Raw genomic sequence first — 21808 nt, 5'->3', positions numbered from 1 at the left:
AGATTCTGCCGCATACCGCGAAAAACCGCTGTGCCGGAACCGGCACTCAGGCCGTCGAAACCGGTCCCTCGTCGCTGTCTTCGCCCACCCACTGCCGCAGCAGCTGCCGATGTTCGCGCGACAGGGTCAGGAAGCGGAAGCCGGTCCAGCTCTGCCCGGGAACGTGTGCGGGCTCGCTCCACAGCAGATGCACGCCTACGTCGATGGCCTGCTGGCGGCCATCACCCAATGGCAAGGGAAAGCGCAGCTGGTACAGCGCATCCTCGCGCAGCGGCATGCTGGCCAGCATCAGCATGCCAGTTTCGGAGACATTGCCGAGGCGCCCGACCACGCACTCGCGCATCTGGTCGGTAACCGGCACCAGGTCCGAGACCTGGCGGCGCGGCGCGCGGCGGGTGTCCTGCGGCGGTACGGCTTTCATGCGGGGGTCTCCTGTGCGCGAGCCGTGGCCAGTGCGCGCAGCGCACCGAGGCTGGCTTCCCAGGCACGGTCGACCAGCCGGCCCTTGTCTTCGGTGACCAGCTGCGCGCGGCCGGCACTGATCTGCCGGGCCAGCGTATCAAGGTCGGTATCGGCGATCTTCTGCCCGCGCGGATTGACGAACAGGGCGTGGCCGGTGAGCAGGCTGTACCAGGACAGGCGCTGGCGTCGCAGCGTGCCATCACCGGTATCGATGTCGAACCAGCTGCCGAACGGGAGCGTGGACAGTTGCTGGTAGGCGGCTTCTTCGGCACTGCTGCGGGGCGTTGCAGGCGAGGTGCCGGTGGGTGTACCAGCGTGCTCGCCCAGGCGCGCACGTGCCTTCAGGCGTGCGCTGAGCTCGGTACGCGAGGTGCTTTCATCCTCGCCACCGGGCGTGGCCAGCCTGCGCGCGACGGCGGCCGCTTCCTCGGCGTGGTAGCCGACCTGCAGCAGGGCCGCCTCCACGTCCGCTGCCAGCGCGGTATCGGTGCCGCCGGGGGCATCGATGGCCTGGGCGGTAATGGCAGCGATGCGCTCGGTCTGTTGCAGCCGTTCCTGCCACTGCGGTGAATCGTCGCCATGGCGCAGGCGGGTGAGGGTCAGTGCATCGGCCCAGGCCTGGCGCAGCAGGGTCTGCACGAAGCGCGGCGGCGACTGCGCGTCGCAGCACTGGTCGATCTGCGCGGTGGCCTGGCGGCGGGCAAGTTCCAGCCGCTCCTTGCCGCGCGCGGCTTCCACATGGCGGCGCTCGGCCAGCTCGGCGCGATGCGCTGCGGCGCGCTGATGCTGCTGCACTTCCTCGTTCGCGCTGGCGAAGGCCTCCGGCGCCCGCGCATCCTGGCCCAGCAGGCCCTGCACGCTCTGCGCCATGCGCTGCAGCAACTGCGGGTCGACATCATCGTCGCCCAGCCAGTGGGCGCCGACTTCGGCAATCTGGTTGAGCAGTTCGCGCGCGGGGTGCTCGTCGCGCACGAAGAAGCCGGGGTCGGCCATTGCTGCACGTGCCAGCGGTACCTGCAGGCGCGCCAGCAGGGCGGCCGGCACCGGGTCCGGACGCTGCTGCCGCTGCACCTGCTGCATCAGCATGCGCAGCAGATCGAGGCTGTCGCGGTCGTGGCTGCCCAGCTGGGCCTGCGTGCCATGCTCGCTGCGCAGCTGCGCGACCACGGCCGCCTGCAGGTCGGCTACGCCGGTGGCGGCGCTGGACTGCGCCTGCAGGCGTGCGAGAACCGCATCCACGGCCGCGCTCGGCACTGCATCGCGATCCGCAGGTGCTGCGCTGGCATGGCGTGCCTGCTGCAGCAGCGCATGCAGCGCGCTGCCCGTGGAGGTGGTCAGGCCCGGCGAGGCCGCGCCGGCTGTGCTGTCATCCTGGAAAGCGTCCTGCACCAGGCTCGACCAGGAGCCGGCCGGTGCCGATCCGTTCCAGCCGGTCAGTGGCGCGGCGGCACGCTTTGCCGGCTGCGTGGCGCGACCACCGCCCACCGACTGGGTGATGATCCGCCGGGTGCTCGATGAACGCGCCAGATAGGGGGTGTAGACCAGGCCGGGCAGCACGCCGTGCTGGGCCAACAGGGCATTGGCACGGTCGAGGATGTCGCCCAGGCGTTCCAGCACCTGGCGTTCGAAGCTGCGGTACAGCGCCAGCTGAACGTCGACAGTGAGCGAATCCTGTTCGGCAATCCGGCGCAGCATGGCGCACAGTGCCTGCGGTGCCAGCGGCAGGGTGTCGGCCTCGAAGGCCGGTGCTGCCGCCAGTACGCCCAGGCGTTGGCCCAGCAGGTTGAGCGTGTTGGTCGAACGCAGCGTCTCCCGCCGCACCATCTCGGTCAGCAGCAGGTCGCGGTCCACTTCATGTTCATCGACCAGCGACAGCCCGAGCATGCCGGGCAGCGGCGGTGGCGTGGAACCGGGGCTGAAGTGGGCCGTGGGTTCGCGCAGCCGTATCAGCGCATCGGCCACGGCATCAAGCATGCGGTCAGCGAAATGACCGGAAAAGGCGTGCAACTGGCCACGCTGGGCCATCAGCTCGGCCTGCTGCTGCGGATTGCGTGCGCGATCGGCATCGTGCAGCAGGGTCTGCTCCAACGCTTCGACGGTCAGGATCAGCGGCGCTGCCAGCGTCTGCCGGCACAGGCCGATCAACGCGCCCAGCAGCTCACGCACCCGCGGTGGCAGGTCGCTGGCGGCCAGGCGGGCTTTGTCGGCAGAGGTAATGGAAAAGACAGCTGACATCGGCGAGCGGTACCCGGATTCCCGCGGATCGATCTTGTGAATCTACCGTGTCGGCCGCAGTCGGCGCTACTTTAGGGTGAACGGGAATCGCATCCGCCCGTATGGCCCTGATGTGCGGTACTGCCGGCCGCTGGCCGGCAGATATGTCTTCACCGGATTTCCGGCCAGCGGCCGGCAGTACCCTCTGTCAGGCGAGGATCAATCTTCCAGGAACAGGCTCACCACGTCGTTGGTGAAGCGGCGGCCCAGCTCGGTGGGTTGCACGTGGCCGTCGGCCACGACCAGCCAGCCGCGCTGCACGGCCTCGGCCAGCGGCGCGTCCAGCACGCTGCGCGGCAGCCCGGTGCGCGACTCGAAATCGCGCAGGCCGAAACCTTCGTGCAGGCGCAACAGGTTGAGCATGTACTCGAACGGCAGCCGTTCCGGCGCGATCACATCATCGCCACCGAACGAGGCCGGCGTGCCCGCGCTGTCCAGGTAGGCCTGCGGATGCTTCAGCTTCCAGCGGCGCAGCACGTGTTCTTCGGCGCCCGAGCTGATCTTGCCGTGCGCACCGGCACCGATGCCCAGGTAATCGCCGAAACGCCAGTAGTTCAGGTTGTGCGCGCTTTGCCGGCCGGGGCGCGCATAGGCGCTGACCTCGTACTGGCCAAAGCCGGCCTGCGCCAGCAGCGCCTGGCAGTGTTCCTGCATGTCCCAGGCGTTGTCTTCGTCGGGAATGCCCTGCGGCGGCCGCGCGAAGAACACCGTGTTCGGTTCCAGGGTCAGCTGGTAGTGCGAGATATGCGCCGGCTGCAGCGCGAACGCACGCTCCAGGTCGGCCTCAGCGCCGGCCAGGGTCTGTTCCGGCAGCGCGTACATCAGGTCGATGTTGAAGTTGTCGTAGCCCGCGTCCTGCGCCATCTTCACCGCGCGCTCGGCTTCGCCACTGTCGTGGATGCGGCCCAGGCGCTTGAGCATGGCATCGTCGAAACTCTGGATGCCGAAGCTGAGGCGGTTCACGCCGGCCGCGCGGTAGCGGTCGAAACGGCCATGCTCGGCGGTGCCCGGGTTGGTCTCCAGGGTGATTTCGGCGTTGGGGGCAAAGCGCAGGCGCGCGCTGGCCTGCTGCAGGAAGCGGTCGATCGCCTCCGGCGGGAACAGGCTGGGCGTACCGCCGCCGAAGAACACGCTGTGCACCACCCGGCCCCAGACCAGCGGCAGGTCCTGGTCCAGGTCGCGCAGCAGTGCATCGATGTAGGCCTCGAACGGCAACTCGCCCTTGGCCTGGTGCGAATTGAAATCGCAGTACGGGCATTTGCGCACGCACCACGGCAGGTGCACGTACAACGACAGCGGTGGCGGCACCAGCCGCGGCGGGTTGTCGTGGTCGGCGGAGCAGGCTTCGCCGGGCAGGTGGTTGCAGTGGTCGTGGGCGTGCGGCATGGGCTTCTTCGGTAGTGCCGGCCGCTGGCCGGCTTCCCTGGTTCGATCAGGTCGGGCGTCAGTACAGCGTCGCCAGTTGCTGCTTGAGCTGCTGCAGGGCAATGGCACGGTGGCTGATGGCGTTCTTCAGCGCCGGCTCCATTTCCGCGGCGGTCAGGCCGTGGGTGGTGTCCAGGAACACCGGGTTGTAGCCGAAACCATTCGTGCCACGCAGCTCTCGGATGATCTGCCCTTCCCAGCGGCCTTCGCAGATCAGCGGCTGCGGGTCGGTGGCGTGGCGCAGCAGCACGATCACCGCATAGAAGCGGGCGCTGCGCTGGCCATCGGGAATGTCGGCCATCGCGTCCAGCAGCTTGGCATTGTTGGCCGCAGCATTGGTCGGGTGGCCGGCATAGCGTGCGCTGTACAGGCCCGGCGCACCGCCGAGGGCATCGACGATCAGGCCCGAATCATCGGCCAGCGCCGGCAGGCCGGTCGCTTTGCAGGCCGCGCGTGCCTTCAGCAGCGCGTTCTCGACGAAGGTCAGGCCGGTCTCTTCCACGTCACCCAGGCCCAGCTCGGCGGCCGAGGTGATCTGCAGCGGCAGGTCGGCAAGGATCTCCTGCATCTCCACCAGCTTGCCGGCGTTGTGGCTGGCCAGTACCAGTTTCTTCATTGACGGGGCTCCAGCAGGTCCCAGGTGTTGCCATACAGGTCGCGGAATACCGCGACCGTTGCATAGGGTTCTTCGCGCGGTGCTTCCAGGAACTCGACGCCGGCGGCCAGCATCGCCGCGTGGTCGCGGTGGAAGTCGTCGGTGTTGAGGAAGAAGGCAACGCGGCCACCGGTCTGGTTGCCGATGCGGCTGCGCTGTTCCTCGTCGCTGGCACGGGCCAGCAGCAGGGCGGCGGCGCTGCCGTCTGTCGGGCCGACCACCACCCAGCGCTTGTGGCCCTGGTCGATATCTTCGAGCAATGCGAAGCCGAGCTTGCCGGTGTACCAGGCAATGGCTTCGTCATAGTCGGCCACCACCAGGGTGGTCAGGGCGATGCGCCGGTTCATGCCGACAGCGCCGCCTGCTGCGCGGCCAGCAGCTCGGCCACGCCCTTCTCGGCCAGGCCCAGCAGCGCGTCCAGTTCATCGCGACGGAAGGCGTGGCCTTCGGCGGTGCCCTGCAGCTCGATGAAGCCGCCACCGTCGTTCATCACCACGTTCATGTCGGTGTCGCAGTCGCTGTCTTCGGCGTAGTCCAGGTCCAGCACCGGGGTGCCGCGGTACACGCCTACCGATACGGCGGCCACTGCGCCCAGGATCGGGTTGCGCTTGATGTCGCCACGCTTCATCAGCACGTTCACCGCATCGACCAGGGCTACGTAGGCGCCGGTGATGGCGGCGGTGCGGGTGCCGCCGTCGGCCTGCAGCACGTCGCAGTCGAGGGTGATGGTGCGCTCGCCCAGCGCGTTGCGATCCACGCAGGCGCGCAGGCTGCGGCCGATCAGGCGCTGGATCTCCAAGGTGCGGCCACCCTGCTTGCCACGGGCCGCTTCACGGTCGCTGCGGGTGTGGGTGGCGCGCGGCAGCATGCCGTATTCGGCGGTGACCCAGCCTTCGCCCTTGCCGCGCAGGAAGCCCGGCACGCGGTTCTCGACGCTGGCGGTGCACAGCACACGGGTTTCGCCGAAGCACACCAGCACCGAACCTTCGGCGTGGCGGGTGAAGCCGCGTTGGATGACGACCGGGCGGAGCTGGTCGGGCTGGCGGCCGCTGGGGCGGGAATCGGACATGGTGCGGGTTCCGTAATGGCGAGGGAGTACGCCGCCACGCCCGCAGCCTTCACGGGGCGGGCAAGGGGGCTCTGGTGAGGGCGCTAGGGTACCATTCCCCCTTTGCACGCACCGGACACAATCCATGATTCGAAGCATGACCGCCTATGCCGGCGGCGAGCGGGTCACCCCGTGGGGCACGCTGGGCTGCGAGCTGCGCTCGGTCAATCACCGCTTCCTGGAGGTCGGCACCCGCCTGCCCGAGGAGCTGCGGGCGCTGGAACCACAGCTGCGCGAGCGCATCGCCGCGCGCCTGAGCCGCGGCAAGCTGGACTTGGCGATGCGCCTGCGTGCGCCGGAAGCGGCGGCCAACCTGCAGGTGGACGAGGCGCTGCTGGGCCAGCTGGGTCGCCTTGCGCACCGGCTGACCTCCGATTTCCCCAACCTGCAGGTCAGCTTCGCCGACCTGCTGCAGCTGCCGGGCGTGACCCGCGGTGAGGCCACCGATGCCGCCGCTCTCCAGGCCGAGGCACTGGCCCTGCTGGACCAGGTGCTGGAAGGTTTCGTCGAGGCCCGTGAGCGCGAAGGCGGCAAGTTGTCGGCGGCCATCAGTGAGCGCGTGGACGGCATAGAACGCATCGCCAGCGAAGTGCGCATCTTGATTCCGGCCATTCGCGACGGCCAGCGCAGCAAGCTGGCCGCACGCCTGGCCGACCTGCCGCACCCGGTCGACCCCGGCCGCGCCGAGCAGGAACTGGTGCTGTGGCTGCAGAAGCTGGACGTGGATGAAGAGCTGGACCGCCTCGGCAGCCACATCGTCGAGATCCGCCGCGTGCTCAAGCAGCGCGAGCCGGTCGGCCGCCGCCTGGACTTCCTGCTGCAGGAGTTCAACCGCGAAGCCAATACGTTGGGCTCGAAGTCGGTGGACAGCCGCACGTCCAATGCCGCGGTGGAGCTGAAGGTGCTGATCGACCAGATCCGCGAGCAGGTGCAGAACATCGAATGATGTTGCATCCAGCGATACAGCAGGGGCGCCTTCGGGCGCCCTTGTCGTTCCAGCGCATCAGCGCACGCTGACGCCCGGCGCGCCTTCGGCCAGCCGCCCCACCACGGCCGCCTGACCGAACCCGGCGTCGTGGAAACAGGCCAGCACCGCGTCCACCGCTTCCGGGGCGCACGACACCAGCAGGCCGCCGCTGGTCTGCGGGTCGGTCAGCAGCGGCTGCCAGTGGGCCGGCAACCCATCGGCGAAACGCACCTCGGCACCATACGAGGCCCAGTTGCGGTTGGAGGCGCCGGTCACGCAGCCGCGCTGCAGCAGCTCCAACGCCTGCGGCAGCAGCGGCACCTGGGTACTGTCCACTTCGGCAGCGACGCCGCTGGCGCGGCACACCTCCAGCAGATGGCCGAGCAGACCGAAGCCGGTGACGTCGGTCATGGCATGCACGCCGTCCAGCGCGGCCAGCGGCACGCCCACGCTGTTCAGGCGGGTGGTCGACGCGATCATCTGCCGGTAGCCGTCGGCATCCAGCACTTCTTTCTTCAGTGCTGCCGAATACACGCCCACGCCCAACGGCTTGCCCAGCACCAGCACGTCGCCGGCGCGGGCATCGGCATTGCGCTTGAGTCGTTGCGGGTCGAGCACGCCGATCGCGGCCAGGCCGTAGATGGGTTCCACCGAATCGATGCTGTGGCCACCAGCGACCACGATGCCGGCATCAGCGCAGGCGCGTTCACCACCCTGCAGGATGCCGCGGATCGTGTCCTGCGGCAGCGTATTGATCGGCATGCCGACGATGGCCAGTGCGAACAGCGGGCGCGCGCCCATCGCGTACAGGTCCGACAGCGCGTTCGTGGCCGCGATGCGGCCGAAGTCGAACGGGTCGTCGACGATGGGCATGAAGAAATCGGTGGTGGCGACGATTGCCTGGCGATCATCGAGGCGGTACACCGCAGCGTCGTCGCTGGTCTCGCGGCCAACCAGCAGTTCGGCCGGTGCCGGAAGTGCTGGAACGCCGCGCAGCAGTTCGCTCAGCACGCCCGGCGCGATCTTGCAGCCGCAGCCGCCGCCATGCGCGAGAGAGGTCAGTCGTTGCGGGGCATCGGCCGTTGAAGGGGCGGGGGACTGCGCGTGCGTGGCCATGCCGACATCTCCTGCGGGAACGCGAATGGCGGAAGGCAGCAGGAGTCGAACCTACCAGGGAGCGATCGACACCCCCTACTGGGTTTGAAGCCCAGCCGCATGCCCGGATGCGCATGCCTTCCGAAAGTACGGCGGTGCCGGTGGGCTCAGTCGCGGGCTGGGTTCCATTGCAGGTCGCCGCGCGGCCGATGCTGGTCACCGACGCGTCGAGTGTAGCCAACGCGGTTGAAGAACTCCAAGATCTGGATGCTGCGTTTGCGGCCCAGGCCGATGGCGTCGCGGAACGTGGCCGCATCCACCGTGCCGCTGGCCTGTGACAGCTGCGCGACGATCGCGGCGAGTTCGGCAATGCGTGCGGGTGCATAGAACAGGTCCGGCACCACCTGGAACAGCTCGCCACGTGCGGTGGCGCGGCGCAGGACGGCGCGGACCTCGTCTTCGGCCAGGCCGATCTCGGCAGCAAGGGTGCGCACCCACGGTGGATCGAAGCCACCGGCGTGCAGTTGCGGCAGCACGCGTTCCAGCAGCAGACGCTCGCGTTCCGGTGGCGCATGGTCATGGCCGGGCAGGCGCCACCAGGCACCCACGCGTTGCACGCTGCCGTCGTCCAGCAGGTCCTGCAGCAGGGCATTCCAGAGGCTCGCTGCAAGCGCGGGCAGGGTGCTGCGCTGCAGGCGGCCGCTGTCGACACCGGGTTCGTCGGGGCGTCGCTCATGCCAACTGCGCAGTGAGGTGACTACCTGCTCGCGCAGCAGCTGCCAGTGCGAGGCGAGGATGACCACCGTGTCTTCGCGGGTGATGACGCGCTGTGCGCCTGCGGGAAGAACGATCCGGTCGGCGGCGCGCCGGCAGTAGCGCTGCAGCGCGGCCATGGCAACACCGAAGGGCGCCTGCTGCAACAGTGGGCCGATTCCCGCACCCGCGGCCAGTTGCTCCAGTGCTCCCAGCCATGCGAGCCGTGCAGGACTGCGCCGGTGCCGCTGTGGCGGGTCCGGATCGAGCACGAGGCCGCCGCCCAGCGTGTGGGTGGCCGCTGAATCGCGGGCAATGAAGCGGTCGCCACACATCGCACAGACCGGAGCATCGAACACCAGCTGCACCAACTGCCCATCACCGTGGTCATGGTCCTCCAGCAGCACCACATGGGCCTGCCGGTGCATCGTGCCCCAGTGGATATGCAGCGGTGCCCAGTCGCGCAACGGTGCGGCCAACGCGGACAGCCGCAACCGCACATCAACGCGGGTGGTGGCCAGCAGTGCGCGTGCGTCGGCGATCCAGTCACCGCGGCGGATGTCATCACGGGCGATGGCTGCCAGGTTCAGCGCGCAGCGCTGCCCGGCCATCGCGTGGTCACTGGCCTGGTTCTGCGCGTGGATGCTGCGTATGCGCACTTCAGTGGCGGCCGGCATCAGCTGCAGATGCTCACCCACCGCGGCGATGCCGCCGTGCACTGCGCCGGTCACCAGCGTGCCGTGGCCGGCCAGCGAGAACACGCGGTCCACCGGCATGCGGAACAGCTCGCTGCGCAGTTCGGCCTGGCGCGTGCTGGCGTCGTCCGCCGCCCACGCGTGCAGCTGGGTACGCAGCGCGTTGATGCCAGCATCGTCGGGTGCGGTGCTGTTGCAGGTGAACACAGGGGAATCCTGCAGCGGCGTGCCGGCCAGCAGGGCAGCGACCTCGATCTCGACCCGGGCCAAGCGCGCCGCATCCACACGGTCGATCTTGGTGAGCGCCACCGCACCGCAGTTCACGCCCAGCAGTTGCAGGATGGCCAGATGCTCGCGGGTCTGTGGCATCACGCCGTCGTCGGCGGCGATCACCAGCAGGGCGACATCGATGCCGGTGGCGCCGGCCACCATCGTATGCACGAAGCGCTCGTGGCCTGGCACGTCGACGAAACCCAGGGTCGCGGCCGGGCCTTCGACGTCCCCGCTTTCCACCGGGACATAGGCGTAGCCCAGTTCGATCGATATGCCGCGCGTACGCTCTTCCCGCAGGCGATCGGTTTCGATGCCGGTCAGTGCCCGCACCAGGCTGGTCTTGCCATGGTCGATATGCCCGGCGGTGCCGACGATCATGCCTGCAGCGCGCTCCATTGGGCGAGGAAGGCCGCCTCGTCCCCGGGTTCCAGGCAGCGCAGGTCCAGCCACAACGCGTCATCGGCAATGCGGCCCAGCACCGGGCGCGGCAGCTGACGCAGATGCCTGGCCAGGCGATCCAGTCCGCCACGGCGCGCGCAGGTAATGCGCAGTCCGGCGCTGGCCAGCTGCGCCTGTGGCTGGGCGCCGCTGCCGACCTGGCTGTGCATCGAAGCAGGCTCGAGGGTGTAGTCCGCCGCCAGCGAGGCACGCATCGGCTGCAGCAGGCGCTGGGCCTGCGCATCGATATGCTCCTGCGTGCGCGAGAGCGTACGCAGTGTCGGCAGCCGCTGTGCCAGCAGCTCGGGTTCGCGGTACAGGGCCAGCACCGCTTCCAGTGCGGCCAGGCCCATCTTGTCCATGCGCAGTGCCCGCTTCAGCGGGTTGCGGTTGATCCGTGCGATCAGGTCCGCGCGACCGGCGATGATGCCGGCCTGCGGGCCACCCAATAGCTTGTCGCCGCTGAAAGAAACCAGATCGGCGCCGTCCGCCAGTGTTTCCTGCACGGTGGGCTCGTGCGGCAGGCCGAACATGCGCAGATCGCACAGGCTGCCACTGCCCAGGTCCACCACCAGCGGCAGGCCGTGCTCGTGCGCGATCGCAGCCATTGCCGCAGTGTCGACCTTGGCAGTGAATCCGGTGATCGCGTAGTTGCTGGCATGCACCTCCATCAGCAGCGCTGTGCGCGCGCCGATGGCGTTGGTGAAGTCGGCCGGATGGGTACGGTTGGTGGTACCCACTTCCAGCAGCCGCGCGCCCGCGCCGCGCATCACATCGGGGATGCGGAAGGCACCGCCGATCTCCACCAGTTCGCCGCGCGACACCACCACCTCGCGGCGGTTGGCCAGGCTGTTGAGCAGCAGCAGGACCGCCGCCGCATTGTTGTTGACCACGGTGGCGGCTTCGGCGCCGGTCAGTTCGCAGATCAATGCCTGCACCCGCGCATCGCGGTCGCCGCGACGGCCAGGGATGACGTCGAACTCCAGATCCACCGGCGCGGTCATCGCGCGGGTGACTGCCTGCACCGCAGCCTCGGGCAGCAATGCGCGACCCAGGTTGGTATGCAGTACGGTGCCGGTCAGGTTGTACATCGGTTGCAGGTCCAGCCGTGCCTCGGCTGCCAGTGCGGCCTCGACCGCTGCTACCAGCGCCGGGCCGTCGACCGCTTCCTGCAGCTGCGCGGTCGACAACTGGCCCGCGCTGACGCCCTCACGCAGCACCTGCAGGTGCGACCGCAGCAGCTGGGTGATGCGGCTTCGACCGTGGCCTTCGATCAGTGGCGCCAGTGCAGGCAGGCGCAGCACCCGGTCCAGCGAGGGCAGGGCGGCGGCCGATGCCGGGGCGGGGGGCATGGCTGTCATCGCCTCAGTCGCCGTCGGATTGCCACAGCAGCGGATTCTGGCTGGCACGCGCATAGCCTTCCTCGGCCAGCAGCAGATCCAGCGCCAGCGTGCCGAGGTCATCGGCCACCGGCTCCAGTGACGGGTCTTTCTCCAGATACAGGATCTTGCGATAGCTGTGGCAGTGGTCGCAGGTCTCGGCGCGTACCGCGCTCTCGCGCACCGCCTCGCCGCTGTCGCCATCCACATCGGCCAGGGCGCGATAGGCTATGTCCTTGCCGGCGGCACCACACTGGCTGCATTGCACGCGCACGTAGTGCCACTGGCAGGCGCACAGCGAGCACGACAGGTAACGGTAAGATGCATAGGGTGGGCGTGCCTGCACCACGCTGGTCACCGGCAACGTGCCGCACAGCGGGCACAGCCCTGGCGCATCAGCCAGCGGCTTCAGGTCGGTAGGGCGGAAGCTGGCTGCGAGCACCGCCCAGTAAACCTGCAGTGCGGTCATCACCAGGAGTGCAGCGACCGCATCCACCGATGGCGCGTCATCACGCTCCAGCACCGCGTGCGCCTGCGCATCCAGCCAGGCGTCGTCGGCCGCGGCGACGCGTTGCAGCTCCTGTCGGGTTTCCAGCGGCAGCCCCGTTTCGTCGGCGCAGTGATGGCACTGCGTGCGCAGCCAGTCGCGCCAGCATCCATCCAGCTGAAGCGTGTTGGCCGGCCGCAACGGCATGCCGGCGCCGGCCGCGGCACTCGACTGCTGCGCACGTGCCTGCCATTGCAGTGCCTCGCGTTGCTGTGGTGTCAGTTCGTCCAGCAGTGCCTGCTGTGCATCTGCCAACGCTGCCAGCAGCTGCAGGTAACCGCCGATGGCACTGTGCGCGGCCAGGCTGCGCAGGCGTGTCGCGCGCTCGGCGAACAGTGACTCGATATCGGGCAGGATGATACGCGGCACATCGCGCGAGGCGAGCGTCTCGATCTCACCGGGTTCAAGGATGCGTTGCGCCATGCAGGGCCAGCCAGAAGAACCAGCCTCCATCCTCGCCGTTGTCGGCGCTCGCGTCCAGCGTGTTGCCGGCCATTTGAAAGGTTGGGGTCAGATCCGTTTTCCACAGGAAAACGGATCTGACCCCATAGGCTGGTTGAAAGTGGATCCCGACCGTTGGCCGGGATTCGATCAGTGCCGACCAACGGTCGGCACCCACCATCAGATCGCAGGAAACTGTCGAAGGCGGGGTGGGCCGGTTGCGGGGGCGTGAGCCGCATGGATGCGGCGACCGAGCTTACATGGGTGAGGGCGCTTTGCTTGCGAAGCACTGCTTCGCAAGCGCCCGAACGCACAGCCGCCAGCGGCTGGGGCGGGCCCCGGAGGGGGACTTGCAGCGTCCCCCGCAACCGGATCCACCCCGCCATCCCACGGATAGCCGCTGTTGCTGTTGCCTTGGCTTGAAGTGGGTGCAGGGCCGCAGGCCCTGCCGCTACCCCTCTTCCCGCCGCCCGCGCAGGATGTCCCGGAACCACTGCCGGTGGTGCTTGTACGCCCACCCATAGGTCACCTTGCCCTGGGTCATCGCCCGCACAGACCCCTTGATCCAGAGCGCCGCATAGATGTGCACCACGATCGCGCAGACCAGCACCCAGCCGAACAGCGCGTGGGCAAGTACCGAGAAGCGGATCACCCCGATCGGGAAGAAGTGGCTGAAATACTGCCGCCAGATCACGAAGCCGGTCAGCAGCAGCGCCGACAGGCATCCGATGATGGCCCAGAACAACAGCTTCTGGCCGGCATTGAAACGGCCCACCGGCGGCAGCTTCTCATCCTCGTTGCGCAGTACATCGCGCATGCCGCGCATCCACGCGCGGTCGTCAGCGGTCGGCAGATTGTCGCGCCACATGCGGATTGCCAGCAGCGCAAAGCCCGTCACCATCGCCAGGCCGATGAACGGGTGCAGGATGCGTGTCCACGGGCCGCCACCGAACAGCTGCGTCAACGGGAACAGGGCAGGGTGGAACAGCGCCAACCCGGACAGCGCGGTCAGCACGAAGCAGATCGCCACGATCCAGTGATTGATGCGGGTCGGCGCGCGGTAGCGGATGATCTGGCGCGGGTGCGGGGCGTACTTCATGGCCGCTGCTCCTCTTCGATCTTCTTCGCCTCGTGTTCGGCTTCCTCTTCTTCCTCGTCATTGACCGTATTGCGGCCGATGCCGATGTAATGCAGGAAGCCGGCGAAGGCGGTGGCGGCGATCGCCAGCAGGCCCAGCGGCTTGGCCACGCCCTTCCAGACCTCCACCATCGGGCTGATGCGTGGGTCCTTGGGCAGGTCGGCGTACAGCTCGGGCTTGTCCACATGCTGCAGCACGTACATCACGTGGGTGCCACCCACGCCCTGCGGATCGTACAGGCCGGCGTTCTCGTAGCCGCGCGATTTCAGGTCTTCCACGCGTCCGGCCGCGTGCTCGGTCATCGCCTGCTTGCTGCCGAAGGTGATCGCGCCGGTCGGGCAGGTCTTCACGCAGGCCGGTTCCTGGCCCACCGCCACCCGGTCCGAACACAGCGTGCATTTGTAGGCCTTGTGGTCCTTCCTGGAAATACGAGGCACGTCGAACGGGCAACCGGTCACGCAGTAACCGCAGCCGATGCAGTTCTCTTCCTGGAAGTCGACGATGCCGTTGGCGTACTGGATGATGGCACCGGGCGACGGACAGGCCTTCAGGCAGCCCGGATCGCTGCAGTGCATGCAGCCTTCCTTGCGGATCAGCCACTCCAGCTTGCCCTTCTCGTCCTCGTACTCGCGGAATTTCATCACCGTCCACGACTGGTTGCTCAGGTCGGGCGGGTTGTCGTAGCTGCCAACGCAGCTGCCCACTTCGTCGCGCAGGTCGTTCCACTCCATGCAGGCGACCTGGCAGGCCTTGCAGCCGATGCACTTGCTCACATCGATCAATTTGGCGACCTGGCCGGTGTGCGCACCGCGCGCCTCCGGCGAGGGCGTGGTGGTGGCCGAGCGGCGGATGATGTCCAGTGATTGCAGTGACATGGCGTGTCTCCTACACCTTCTCGACCTTGACCAGGATGCACTTCGATTCGGGCGTCTGCGAGTTGCCGTCACCGATGGCGTTGGTCAGCGTATTGGCGATGTAGCCGGGCTTGGCCGCACCGAGGAAACCCCAGTGGATCGGCACGCCCACCTGGTGCACGGTCCGGCCATCGATCTGCAGGGCCTTGATGCGCTTGGTCACCATCGCAACCGCTTCTATGTGACCGCGCTTGGAACTGACCCGCACCCGGCTGCCGTTGTTGATGCCCAGCTCGTCGGCCAATGCCGCGCCGATCTCGACGAACTGCTCGGGCTGGATGATGGCGTTGAGCTTGCCGTGCTTGGTCCAGAAGTGGAAATGCTCGGTCAGGCGGTAGGTGGTGGCCACATGCGGGAACTCGTCCGGCGAACCGATCTGTGCACGATCGCTGGCGAATACGCGGGCGGCCGGGTTGTTCAGCGTCAGTGCCTGGCCGGGGCTGAGCGGGTTGCTGCGCAGCGGGGTATCGAACGGTTCGTAGTGCTCCGGGAACGGGCCTTCGGCCATGCCGGCCTTGGCGAAGAAGCGGGCGATGCCTTCCGGGTTCATGATGAACGGGCCCATGCCACCGGCAGGATCTTCGTCGGCCTTGAAGTCCGGCACGTCCACGTTGCCCCAGTTCTTCCCGTTCCAGGCCAGCAGCGTGCGGCGCGGATCGAACGGTTGGCCGGCCACGTCGCACGAGGCGCGGTTGTACATCACGCGGCGGTTGGCCGGCCACGCCCAGGCCCAGCCCAGCGTGTTGCCGATGCCGGTGGGGTCGCTGTTGTCACGCCGCGCCATCATGTTGCCGGTCGGGCCCCAGGCACCGATGTAGATCCAGCAGCCGGAGGCGGTGCTGCCGTCGTCGCGCAGGTCGCCGAATGCGGCCAGCTGCTCGCCGGCCTTGCGCACCAACCTGGTCGGATCCTTCGGATCGAACACGTCCGTCAGCGCCTTGCCGTTGTATTCCATCGCCAGTTCTTCGGGCGTGGGTACCTCAGGGTTGGCGTAGTTCCAGGCCAGGTCGCGCACCGGCTCCCACCACGCACCGCCGTCCTTCTCGTACAACGCTTTGATGCGATGGAACAGCTCGGACATGATCTCGATGTCGCTGCGTGCTTCGCCCGGTGGGTTGGCCCCCTTCCAGTGCCACTGCAGCCAGCGCGAGGAATTCACCACCGCGCCGTTCTCCTCGGCAAAGGAGGTGGTCGGCAGGCGGAATACTTCGGTCTGGATCGTGCTCGGGTCGACGTCGTTCAACGCACCGTGGTTCTGCCAGAAGGCGATGGTCTCGGTTTCCAGCGGGTCCATGCTGACCATGAACTTCAGCTTGGAGAACGCGCTGATCAGCTTGCCCTTGTTCGGCGCCGAGGCCAGGGGGTTGAAGCCCTGGCAGATGTAGCCATGGATCTTGCCCTCGTTCATCAGCTCGTACGCCTGCAGCATGTCGTACGGCTTGTCCAGCTTGGGCAGGTAATCAAAGCACCAGTTGTTGTCGGCGGTGGCGGCGTCGCCCCACCACGACTTCATCAGGCTGACGTGGAACTTTGGGTAGTTCTGCCAGAACGACATCTGGTTGGCGCGCAGCGGCTTCTGCGTGCGCTTGGCGATGTAGGCGTCGTAGTCCTGCTCGTCCTGCCTCGGCAGCGTCAGGTAGCCGGGCAACAGGTCGGACATCAGGCCGATGTCGGTCAGGCCCTGGATGTTGGAGTGCCCGCGCAGCGCGTTCATGCCACCACCGGCCACGCCGATGTTGCCCAGCAGCAGCTGCACCATGGTGCCGGCACGCACGTTCTGCGCACCGATCGAGTGCTGCGTCCATCCCAGCGCGTACAGGATGGTCATCGCCTTGTCCTTGCCGGCGGTGGACGCGATCATGTCCCAGATCTGGCGGATGCTGTCGGCCGGCGTGCCGCAGATGCGTTCGACCATCTCCACGGTGTAGCGCGCGTAGTGCTGCTTGAGCAGGTTGTAGACGCAACGCGGGTCCTTCAGCGTCGGGTCGCTGCGCACGAAGCCATCGTCACCGTAGGCGTAGTCCCAGCTGGAGCGGTCGTAGCTGCGCTTCTCTTCGTTGTAGCCCGAATACAGGCCGTCCTTGAAGGCGAACTCGTCCTTCACCAGGAACGACATGTCGGTGTAGTTCAGCACGTACTCGTGCTGGATGCGGTCCTCGGTCAACAGGTAGTTGATCAGGCCGCCCAGGAACACGATATCGGTACCGGTGCGGATCGGCGCGTACACGTCGGCCACCGCAGCCGAGCGGTTGAAACGCGGATCGACCACGATCAGCCGGGCCTTGTTGTGTGCCTTGGCCTCGGTCACCCATTTGAACCCGCACGGGTGTGCTTCGGCGGCATTGCCACCCATGATCAGGATCAGGTCGGCATTCTTGATGTCGACCCAGTGATTCGTCATCGCACCACGGCCTAGCGTCGGGGCAAGACCTGCCACCGTCGGGCCGTGTCAGACACGTGCCTGGTTGTCGAATGCCAACATGCCAAGGGAGCGGACGACTTTGTGGGTCAGCACCGCGGTTTCATTGCTGGTGGCCGAGGCCGCCAGCATGCCGGTGGTCAGCCAGCGGTTGACCGTCTGCCCGGCCTCGTTCTTCTGCACGAAGTTGGCGTCGCGGTCTTCCTTCATCAGCCGCGCGATACGGTCCAGCGCATCGTCCCAGCTCAGCCGCTTCCACTCGTTCGAGCCCGGCGCGCGGTACTCGGGGTAGAGCAGCCGCGACTTGCTGTGGATGATGTCGGCCAGGCCGGCCCCCTTCGGGCACAGCGTGCCGCGGTTCACCGGATGGTCCGGGTCGCCTTCGATATGGAAGATGCTGGGCTCGGCGTTCTTGGCACCATCGCCGAGGCTGTACATCAGGATGCCGCAGGCCACCGAACAGTAGGTACAGGTGTTGCGGGTCTCGGTCGCGCGGGTCAGCTTGTATTGCCGGACCTCCGCGAGCGCGATGCCGGGCGCGAAGCCCATCAGTGCCAGGCTGGAGCCGACCAGGGTTGTCCCGGTCACTTTCAGGAACTGGCGGCGGCTCATCGATGGCATGCCGTTCTCCTGGGATGGCGGGGAGGCACGGGCCTCCGGGCTGTCGTTGGGTACGGCCCGGTTATAGCACAGGCACCCGCATACCCATGTGGCGCAAGGCCCGGCGCCTGGCGGACGGGCGCGCAACAGGGCCGCTCTGGTAAAGTTGCGTGCCCGCACCCCGGGGAAGCGTCTGCCGGGCCTGGTTCCAGGATGTTCCGCGCAGCCCCCGCCGTCCTGGCGCGATCCGCCGCGCCGGACCTGGAACATCGAGGAAAAATTTTGCGAAATCAACCCGTTGGATCCCGCGCATGAGCGCCCCGTCGAAGCCGTCGGACACCGTTGCGCGCGGCACGCTGTACATCGTGGCCGCCCCCTCCGGCGCGGGCAAGAGCAGCATCGTCAATGCCACCCTGGCGCGCGACCCGCAGATCGCCCTGTCGATCTCCTTCACCTCGCGCGCGATGCGCCCCGGTGAGGTGAACGGCCAGCACTACCACTTCGTCAGTGCCGAGAAGTTCGAGCAGATGATCGCCGCCGGCGACTTCTTCGAACACGCCTGGGTGCACGGCGACTGGAAGGGCACCGCCCGCCAATCGGTGGAGCCGCAGCTGGCCGCCGGCCAGGACGTGCTGCTGGAGATCGACTGGCAGGGCGCGCAGCAGGTGCGCCAGCTGGTGCCGGGCACGGTCACCGTGTTCATCCTGCCGCCGTCCAAGCAGGCCCTGCAGGACCGCATGCGCAAGCGCGGCCAGGACAGCGAAGCGGTCATCGCCCAGCGCCTGGGCGCGGCCCGCGATGAAATGCTGCACTTCAACGAGTTCGACTACGTCATCGTCAACGAGGTGTTCGACACTGCCGTGGACGAGCTGTGCGCCATCTTCACCGCCAGCCGCCTGCGACGGGAGGCCCAGAAGGTCCGCCACGCCAGCCTGATCCAGGCGTTGCTGACCCCCGATCCGGGTGCAACTGACTGATTCCAAAAGAATCGGGTGGGGGTTGGCTTGATTTTGTCCAGCTCCTGCCAGTACACTCCGTCCCCTTTCCCTCATTCGACTGAGCGGCCGACCGGTCGCCGGGAGCCCGTATGGCCCGCATCACCGTAGAAGATTGCCTGGAAGTCGTTAACAACCGTTTCGAACTGGTCATGATGGCATCCAAGCGTGCCCGCCAGCTCGCCAACGGCGTGCAGGCCACGCTGGACAACAGCGAGACCGAGGACAAGCCGACCGTGCTGGCGCTGCGCGAAATCGCCGCCCGCAAGATCGACAACGCGCTGATCGACGAAGTCGAGAAGGCCGAGCGTGAGCGCGCCGAGCGCGAAGCGCTGGAGTGGGCTGCCGCCGAAGTGGTCGCCGACGAAGACATGTCCAAGAACGACGATTGATCGCATCGATCAACGTCATTGCTGGATCGCCGAACAGCCCGCCCCGTGCGGGCTGTTTCGCATTCAGGATTTGCCGTAAACGTCGCGCTGGAATAGGCTTCGGGCATGAACCCAGGCCCCACTGCCAAGGTCGCCGCAGCCCCCGCTGCCGCCGTACCCGACTACGTCCTCCAGCTTGAACGCGCCGCCCATTACCTGCCGCCGGAACAGCTGCCGCTGTTGCGCCGCGCCTGGGAAGTCGGAGCCGCCGCGCACGCCGGACAGACGCGCAAGTCGGGCGAGCCCTATATCACCCATCCGGTGGCCGTGGCCCAGGTGCTGGCCGAGCTGGGCCTGGACGTGGAAGCGCTGATCGCCGCGATCCTGCACGACACCATCGAAGACACCCCGCTGACCCGTGAGGCGCTGGCCGCCGAGTTCGGCGAAGCCGTGGCCGAGCTGGTCGACGGCGTGACCAAGCTGGACAAGCTGAAGTTCCGCGACCGCCAGGAAGCGGCCGCCGAAAGCTTCCGCAAGATGCTGCTGGCGATGTCGCGCGACCTGCGCGTGATCATGATCAAGCTGGCCGACCGCCTGCACAACATGCGCACGCTGGGCGCACAGAGCCGCGAAGCGCGCGGCCGCATCGCCCGCGAGACGCTGGAGATCTACGCGCCCATCGCCCAGCGCCTGGGCATGAGCCTGGTCAAGAGCGAACTGCAGAATCTTGGCTTCAAGGCGCTGTACCCGTGGCGCCACGCGATCCTGGAAAAGCACATCCGCAGCCAGCCGGTGGTACGCCGTGAAGCGCTGGCACAGGTGGAAGTGCAGCTGTCGCAGCGGCTGGCGAAGGAAGGTATCGAGCACCGCCTGGTCAGCCGCATCAAGACCCCGTGGAGCATCTACAACAAGATGCGCGACGAGAACAAAACCTTCGACCAGGTGATGGACGTGTTCGGCTTCCGCCTGGTGGTGCGCAGCGTGCCCAGCTGCTACCACGCGCTGGGTTCGGTGCACGCCACCTTCAAGCCGCTGGATGGCCGCTTCCGCGACTTCATCGCCATCCCCAAGGCCAACGGTTACCAGTCGCTGCACACGGTGTTGTTCGGGCCGTATGGCTCGCCGATCGAAGTGCAGATCCGCACCGAGGAAATGGACCTGATCGCCGAACGCGGCGTGGCCGCGCACTGGACCTACAAGTTCGGCGGCGATTCGCCCAACAGCGCGCAGAGCCGCGCGCACGCCTGGATCGTCGAACTGATCGACTCGCAGCGTGCTGCCGGTTCCTCGCTGGAGTTCCTCGACAACGTCAAGGTCGACCTGTTCCCGGACGAGGTCTACCTGTTCACCCCGAAGGGCAAGATCCTGGCCCTGCCGCGCAACTCCACCGCGCTTGATTTCGCCTACGCCGTGCACACCGACGTGGGCAACATGGCGGTGGCCTCCCGCGTGGACAAGAAACTGGTGCCGCTGCGCACCAAGCTGGTGTCGGGGCAGTCGGTGGAGATCATCACCGCGCGCTCGGCCACGCCCAAGCCGCAGTGGCTGGAATTCGTGGTCACCAGCAAGGCACGCACCGCCATCCGTCACCAGCTCAAGCAGCTGGAGCACGAAGATGCCGTGCAGCTTGGCCATCGCATGCTCGACCGCGCGCTGGAAGCGATGGATTCGTCGCTGGAACGGCTGCCGAAGGGGCGCCTGGACGCGTTCCTGGCCGAGCACCGTTTCCCGCGCCTGGAGGCGCTGCTGGCCGAGGTCGCACTGGGCAACTGGATGCCGACCCAGGCCGCGCAGGCGCTGATGGCCTACGCCGAACTGCGTGGCGGCCCGCATTCGCGCCACCACTCGCAGGAGAAGATCCTGATCAACGGCAGCGAGCGCGGCGTGGTCACCTTCGCCGGCTGCTGCCAGCCGATTCCCGGCGACGAGATCATGGGCTACCACACCGCCGGCAAGGGCATCGTGGTGCACCGCATGGACTGCCCGAACCTGGCCGAGCTGCGCAAGTCGCCCGAACGCTGGGTGCCGATCGGCTGGGACACCACCGTCTCCGGCGACTACGACACCTCGCTGGTGGTGGAAGTGGAGAACGGCACCGGCGTGCTGGCGCAGCTGGCCGCCGCCATCGCGCAGAGCCACTCCAACATCGAGCGCGTGGACTACCTGGACCGCGATTTCAACGCCGCCGTGCTGGCGTTCAATATCCAGGTGCGCGACCGAAACCACCTGGCCGAAGTCATGCGCCGCCTGCGTCGCCTGTCGGTGGTGCAGTCGGTACGCCGCCAGTAGGCCCTGCGCGTACCCGGTAGTGCCGGCCGCTGGCCGGCAACTTCGCGGCGCTTCCGACGTTCATGAGGTTGCCGGCCAGCGGCCGGCACTACTGGAGCGGCGCGGTAGATCCACGCCATGCGTGGATGCACCCCCACCCGGTACAATCACCGCTCTGTTTTCCCCCAAGCACCGGAGCGACCCATGTCCCGCCAGATCATCAACACCGAAAAGGCCCCCGCCGCCATCGGCCCGTACTCGCAGGCCGTGCGCGCCGGCAACACCGTGTACTTCTCCGGCCAGATTCCGCTCGACCCGGCCACCGGCGACATCGTCGGCACCGGTGACGTCGAGGCGCAGGCCCGCCGCGCCTTCGACAACCTCAAGGCCGTGGCCGAAGCCGCGGGCGGCTCGCTGGACAAGGTCGTGCGCCTGGGCCTGTACCTGACCGACCTGGGCGAGTTCGCCAAGGTCAACGCGGTCATGCAGGACTATTTCCAGGCCCCGTACCCGGCCCGTTCCACCATCGAAGTCTCCGGCCTGCCGAAGGGCGCCAACTTCGAGGTCGACGCGGTGATGGTCATCGACTGA

General features: G+C 67.6%; 19 protein-coding genes and 1 tRNA gene. 5 read left to right on the top strand and 15 right to left on the bottom strand.

Annotated elements, in window-relative coordinates; translation table 11 throughout:
* Window positions 1-46 precede the first annotated feature (46 nt).
* The 6 genes from BN1263_RS08625 to rph form a co-directional block, all read right to left on the bottom strand.
* Window positions 47-421 carry a PilZ domain-containing protein gene (locus BN1263_RS08625; RefSeq protein ID WP_005410894.1) on the bottom strand — a complete coding sequence of 125 codons (375 nt, stop codon included), beginning with the start codon at window positions 419-421 and terminating at the stop codon, window positions 47-49.
* A complete protein-coding gene (locus BN1263_RS08620) occupies window positions 418-2697 on the bottom strand; it encodes a DUF1631 domain-containing protein (RefSeq protein ID WP_058980525.1) in 2280 nt (759 codons plus the stop codon). Before BN1263_RS08620 ends, BN1263_RS08625 begins: the two co-directional genes overlap by 4 nt.
* Before the next feature lie 198 nt (window positions 2698-2895).
* Window positions 2896-4122, bottom strand: coding sequence for a radical SAM family heme chaperone HemW (hemW, locus tag BN1263_RS08615; RefSeq protein ID WP_058980524.1), 1227 nt, complete (start codon window positions 4120-4122; stop codon window positions 2896-2898).
* Window positions 4123-4180: 58 nt separating this feature from the next.
* Complete coding sequence (gene rdgB, locus BN1263_RS08610; RefSeq protein ID WP_058980523.1) at window positions 4181-4777, bottom strand: RdgB/HAM1 family non-canonical purine NTP pyrophosphatase; 597 nt, start codon at window positions 4775-4777, stop codon at window positions 4181-4183.
* Complete coding sequence (locus tag BN1263_RS08605; RefSeq protein WP_032956062.1) at window positions 4774-5163, bottom strand: VOC family protein; 390 nt, start codon at window positions 5161-5163, stop codon at window positions 4774-4776. Before BN1263_RS08605 ends, rdgB begins: the two co-directional genes overlap by 4 nt.
* Window positions 5160-5885 (bottom strand): ribonuclease PH, encoded by a 726-nt coding sequence (gene rph / locus BN1263_RS08600; protein ID WP_049426699.1) that lies wholly within the window; start codon window positions 5883-5885, stop codon window positions 5160-5162. Before rph ends, BN1263_RS08605 begins: the two co-directional genes overlap by 4 nt.
* A 124-nt stretch (window positions 5886-6009) precedes the next feature.
* On the opposite strand from rph, the gene BN1263_RS08595 reads away from it, so the two are divergent.
* Window positions 6010-6870, top strand: a complete 861-nt coding sequence (locus BN1263_RS08595; RefSeq protein WP_058980522.1) for a YicC/YloC family endoribonuclease — start codon at window positions 6010-6012, stop codon at window positions 6868-6870.
* A 57-nt stretch (window positions 6871-6927) separates the two neighbouring features.
* Here BN1263_RS08595 and selD read toward each other — a convergent pair whose 3' ends face one another.
* From selD to fdnG, 9 genes are all read right to left on the bottom strand, one after another.
* Complete coding sequence (gene selD, locus BN1263_RS08590) at window positions 6928-8007, bottom strand: selenide, water dikinase SelD (protein WP_058980521.1); 1080 nt, start codon at window positions 8005-8007, stop codon at window positions 6928-6930.
* 26 nt (window positions 8008-8033) lie between these two features.
* Window positions 8034-8129 (bottom strand) — tRNA-Sec (locus BN1263_RS08585).
* Between the two features lie 24 nt (window positions 8130-8153).
* Window positions 8154-10085 carry a selenocysteine-specific translation elongation factor gene (gene selB, locus BN1263_RS08580; RefSeq protein WP_058980534.1) on the bottom strand — a complete coding sequence of 644 codons (1932 nt, stop codon included), beginning with the start codon at window positions 10083-10085 and terminating at the stop codon, window positions 8154-8156.
* The gene (gene selA / locus BN1263_RS08575; RefSeq protein ID WP_058980520.1) at window positions 10082-11506 is read right to left on the bottom strand and encodes an L-seryl-tRNA(Sec) selenium transferase; all 1425 of its coding nucleotides are present in this window, start codon (window positions 11504-11506) and stop codon (window positions 10082-10084) included. Before selA ends, selB begins: the two co-directional genes overlap by 4 nt.
* 4 nt (window positions 11507-11510) lie before the next feature.
* Entirely contained in the window at window positions 11511-12494 is a 984-nt protein-coding gene (gene fdhE, locus BN1263_RS08570) for a formate dehydrogenase accessory protein FdhE (RefSeq protein WP_058980519.1), read from the bottom strand.
* Entirely contained in the window at window positions 12475-12693 is a 219-nt protein-coding gene (locus tag BN1263_RS20430; RefSeq protein WP_144435333.1) for a hypothetical protein, read from the bottom strand. The genes fdhE and BN1263_RS20430 overlap by 20 nt, the downstream gene beginning before the upstream one ends.
* 270 nt (window positions 12694-12963) lie before the next feature.
* Window positions 12964-13611: a formate dehydrogenase subunit gamma gene (locus BN1263_RS08565; RefSeq protein ID WP_058980518.1), complete on the bottom strand. Its 648-nt coding sequence runs from the start codon at window positions 13609-13611 to the stop codon at window positions 12964-12966.
* Entirely contained in the window at window positions 13608-14525 is a 918-nt protein-coding gene (fdxH, locus tag BN1263_RS08560; RefSeq protein ID WP_058980517.1) for a formate dehydrogenase subunit beta, read from the bottom strand. Before fdxH ends, BN1263_RS08565 begins: the two co-directional genes overlap by 4 nt.
* A gap of 10 nt (window positions 14526-14535) precedes the next feature.
* The gene (fdnG, locus tag BN1263_RS08555; RefSeq protein ID WP_144435332.1) at window positions 14536-17604 is read right to left on the bottom strand and encodes a formate dehydrogenase-N subunit alpha; all 3069 of its coding nucleotides are present in this window, start codon (window positions 17602-17604) and stop codon (window positions 14536-14538) included.
* Window positions 17605-17894: 290 nt separating this feature from the next.
* Here fdnG and gmk point away from each other — a divergent pair, with 290 nt between their 5' ends.
* From gmk to BN1263_RS08530, 4 genes are all read left to right on the top strand, one after another.
* Window positions 17895-18560 carry a guanylate kinase gene (gmk, locus tag BN1263_RS08545; protein WP_019661981.1) on the top strand — a complete coding sequence of 222 codons (666 nt, stop codon included), beginning with the start codon at window positions 17895-17897 and terminating at the stop codon, window positions 18558-18560.
* 110 nt (window positions 18561-18670) lie between these two features.
* The gene (gene rpoZ, locus BN1263_RS08540; RefSeq protein WP_005410877.1) at window positions 18671-18970 is read left to right on the top strand and encodes a DNA-directed RNA polymerase subunit omega; all 300 of its coding nucleotides are present in this window, start codon (window positions 18671-18673) and stop codon (window positions 18968-18970) included.
* A 105-nt stretch (window positions 18971-19075) separates the two neighbouring features.
* Window positions 19076-21238, top strand: a complete 2163-nt coding sequence (locus BN1263_RS08535) for a RelA/SpoT family protein (RefSeq protein WP_019661980.1) — start codon at window positions 19076-19078, stop codon at window positions 21236-21238.
* A 183-nt stretch (window positions 21239-21421) separates the two neighbouring features.
* Complete coding sequence (locus BN1263_RS08530; RefSeq protein ID WP_058980515.1) at window positions 21422-21808, top strand: RidA family protein; 387 nt, start codon at window positions 21422-21424, stop codon at window positions 21806-21808.

Origin of the sequence: Stenotrophomonas thermophila, from assembly GCF_001499715.1 — a bacterium.
GTDB classification, from domain to species: Bacteria; Pseudomonadota; Gammaproteobacteria; order Xanthomonadales; family Xanthomonadaceae; genus Stenotrophomonas; species Stenotrophomonas hibiscicola.
This window is presented reverse-complemented; position numbering and strand designations above follow the sequence as displayed.

Coding starts and splice junctions, on each gene's coding strand:
- selA (WP_058980520.1), bottom strand. CDS start 11,506: ATGACAGCCATGCCCCCCGCCCCGGCATCGGCCGCCGCCCTGCCCTCG.
- rpoZ (WP_005410877.1), top strand. CDS start 18,671: ATGGCCCGCATCACCGTAGAAGATTGCCTGGAAGTCGTTAACAACCGT.
- fdxH (WP_058980517.1), bottom strand. CDS start 14,525: ATGTCACTGCAATCACTGGACATCATCCGCCGCTCGGCCACCACCACG.
- BN1263_RS08605 (WP_032956062.1), bottom strand. CDS start 5,163: ATGAACCGGCGCATCGCCCTGACCACCCTGGTGGTGGCCGACTATGAC.
- rdgB (WP_058980523.1), bottom strand. CDS start 4,777: ATGAAGAAACTGGTACTGGCCAGCCACAACGCCGGCAAGCTGGTGGAG.
- rph (WP_049426699.1), bottom strand. CDS start 5,885: ATGTCCGATTCCCGCCCCAGCGGCCGCCAGCCCGACCAGCTCCGCCCG.
- selB (WP_058980534.1), bottom strand. CDS start 10,085: ATGATCGTCGGCACCGCCGGGCATATCGACCATGGCAAGACCAGCCTG.
- selD (WP_058980521.1), bottom strand. CDS start 8,007: ATGGCCACGCACGCGCAGTCCCCCGCCCCTTCAACGGCCGATGCCCCG.
- BN1263_RS08620 (WP_058980525.1), bottom strand. CDS start 2,697: ATGTCAGCTGTCTTTTCCATTACCTCTGCCGACAAAGCCCGCCTGGCC.
- fdhE (WP_058980519.1), bottom strand. CDS start 12,494: ATGGCGCAACGCATCCTTGAACCCGGTGAGATCGAGACGCTCGCCTCG.
- BN1263_RS08595 (WP_058980522.1), top strand. CDS start 6,010: ATGATTCGAAGCATGACCGCCTATGCCGGCGGCGAGCGGGTCACCCCG.
- BN1263_RS08565 (WP_058980518.1), bottom strand. CDS start 13,611: ATGAAGTACGCCCCGCACCCGCGCCAGATCATCCGCTACCGCGCGCCG.
- hemW (WP_058980524.1), bottom strand. CDS start 4,122: ATGCCGCACGCCCACGACCACTGCAACCACCTGCCCGGCGAAGCCTGC.
- BN1263_RS08530 (WP_058980515.1), top strand. CDS start 21,422: ATGTCCCGCCAGATCATCAACACCGAAAAGGCCCCCGCCGCCATCGGC.
- BN1263_RS20430 (WP_144435333.1), bottom strand. CDS start 12,693: ATGGTGGGTGCCGACCGTTGGTCGGCACTGATCGAATCCCGGCCAACG.
- BN1263_RS08625 (WP_005410894.1), bottom strand. CDS start 421: ATGAAAGCCGTACCGCCGCAGGACACCCGCCGCGCGCCGCGCCGCCAG.
- gmk (WP_019661981.1), top strand. CDS start 17,895: ATGAGCGCCCCGTCGAAGCCGTCGGACACCGTTGCGCGCGGCACGCTG.
- BN1263_RS08535 (WP_019661980.1), top strand. CDS start 19,076: ATGAACCCAGGCCCCACTGCCAAGGTCGCCGCAGCCCCCGCTGCCGCC.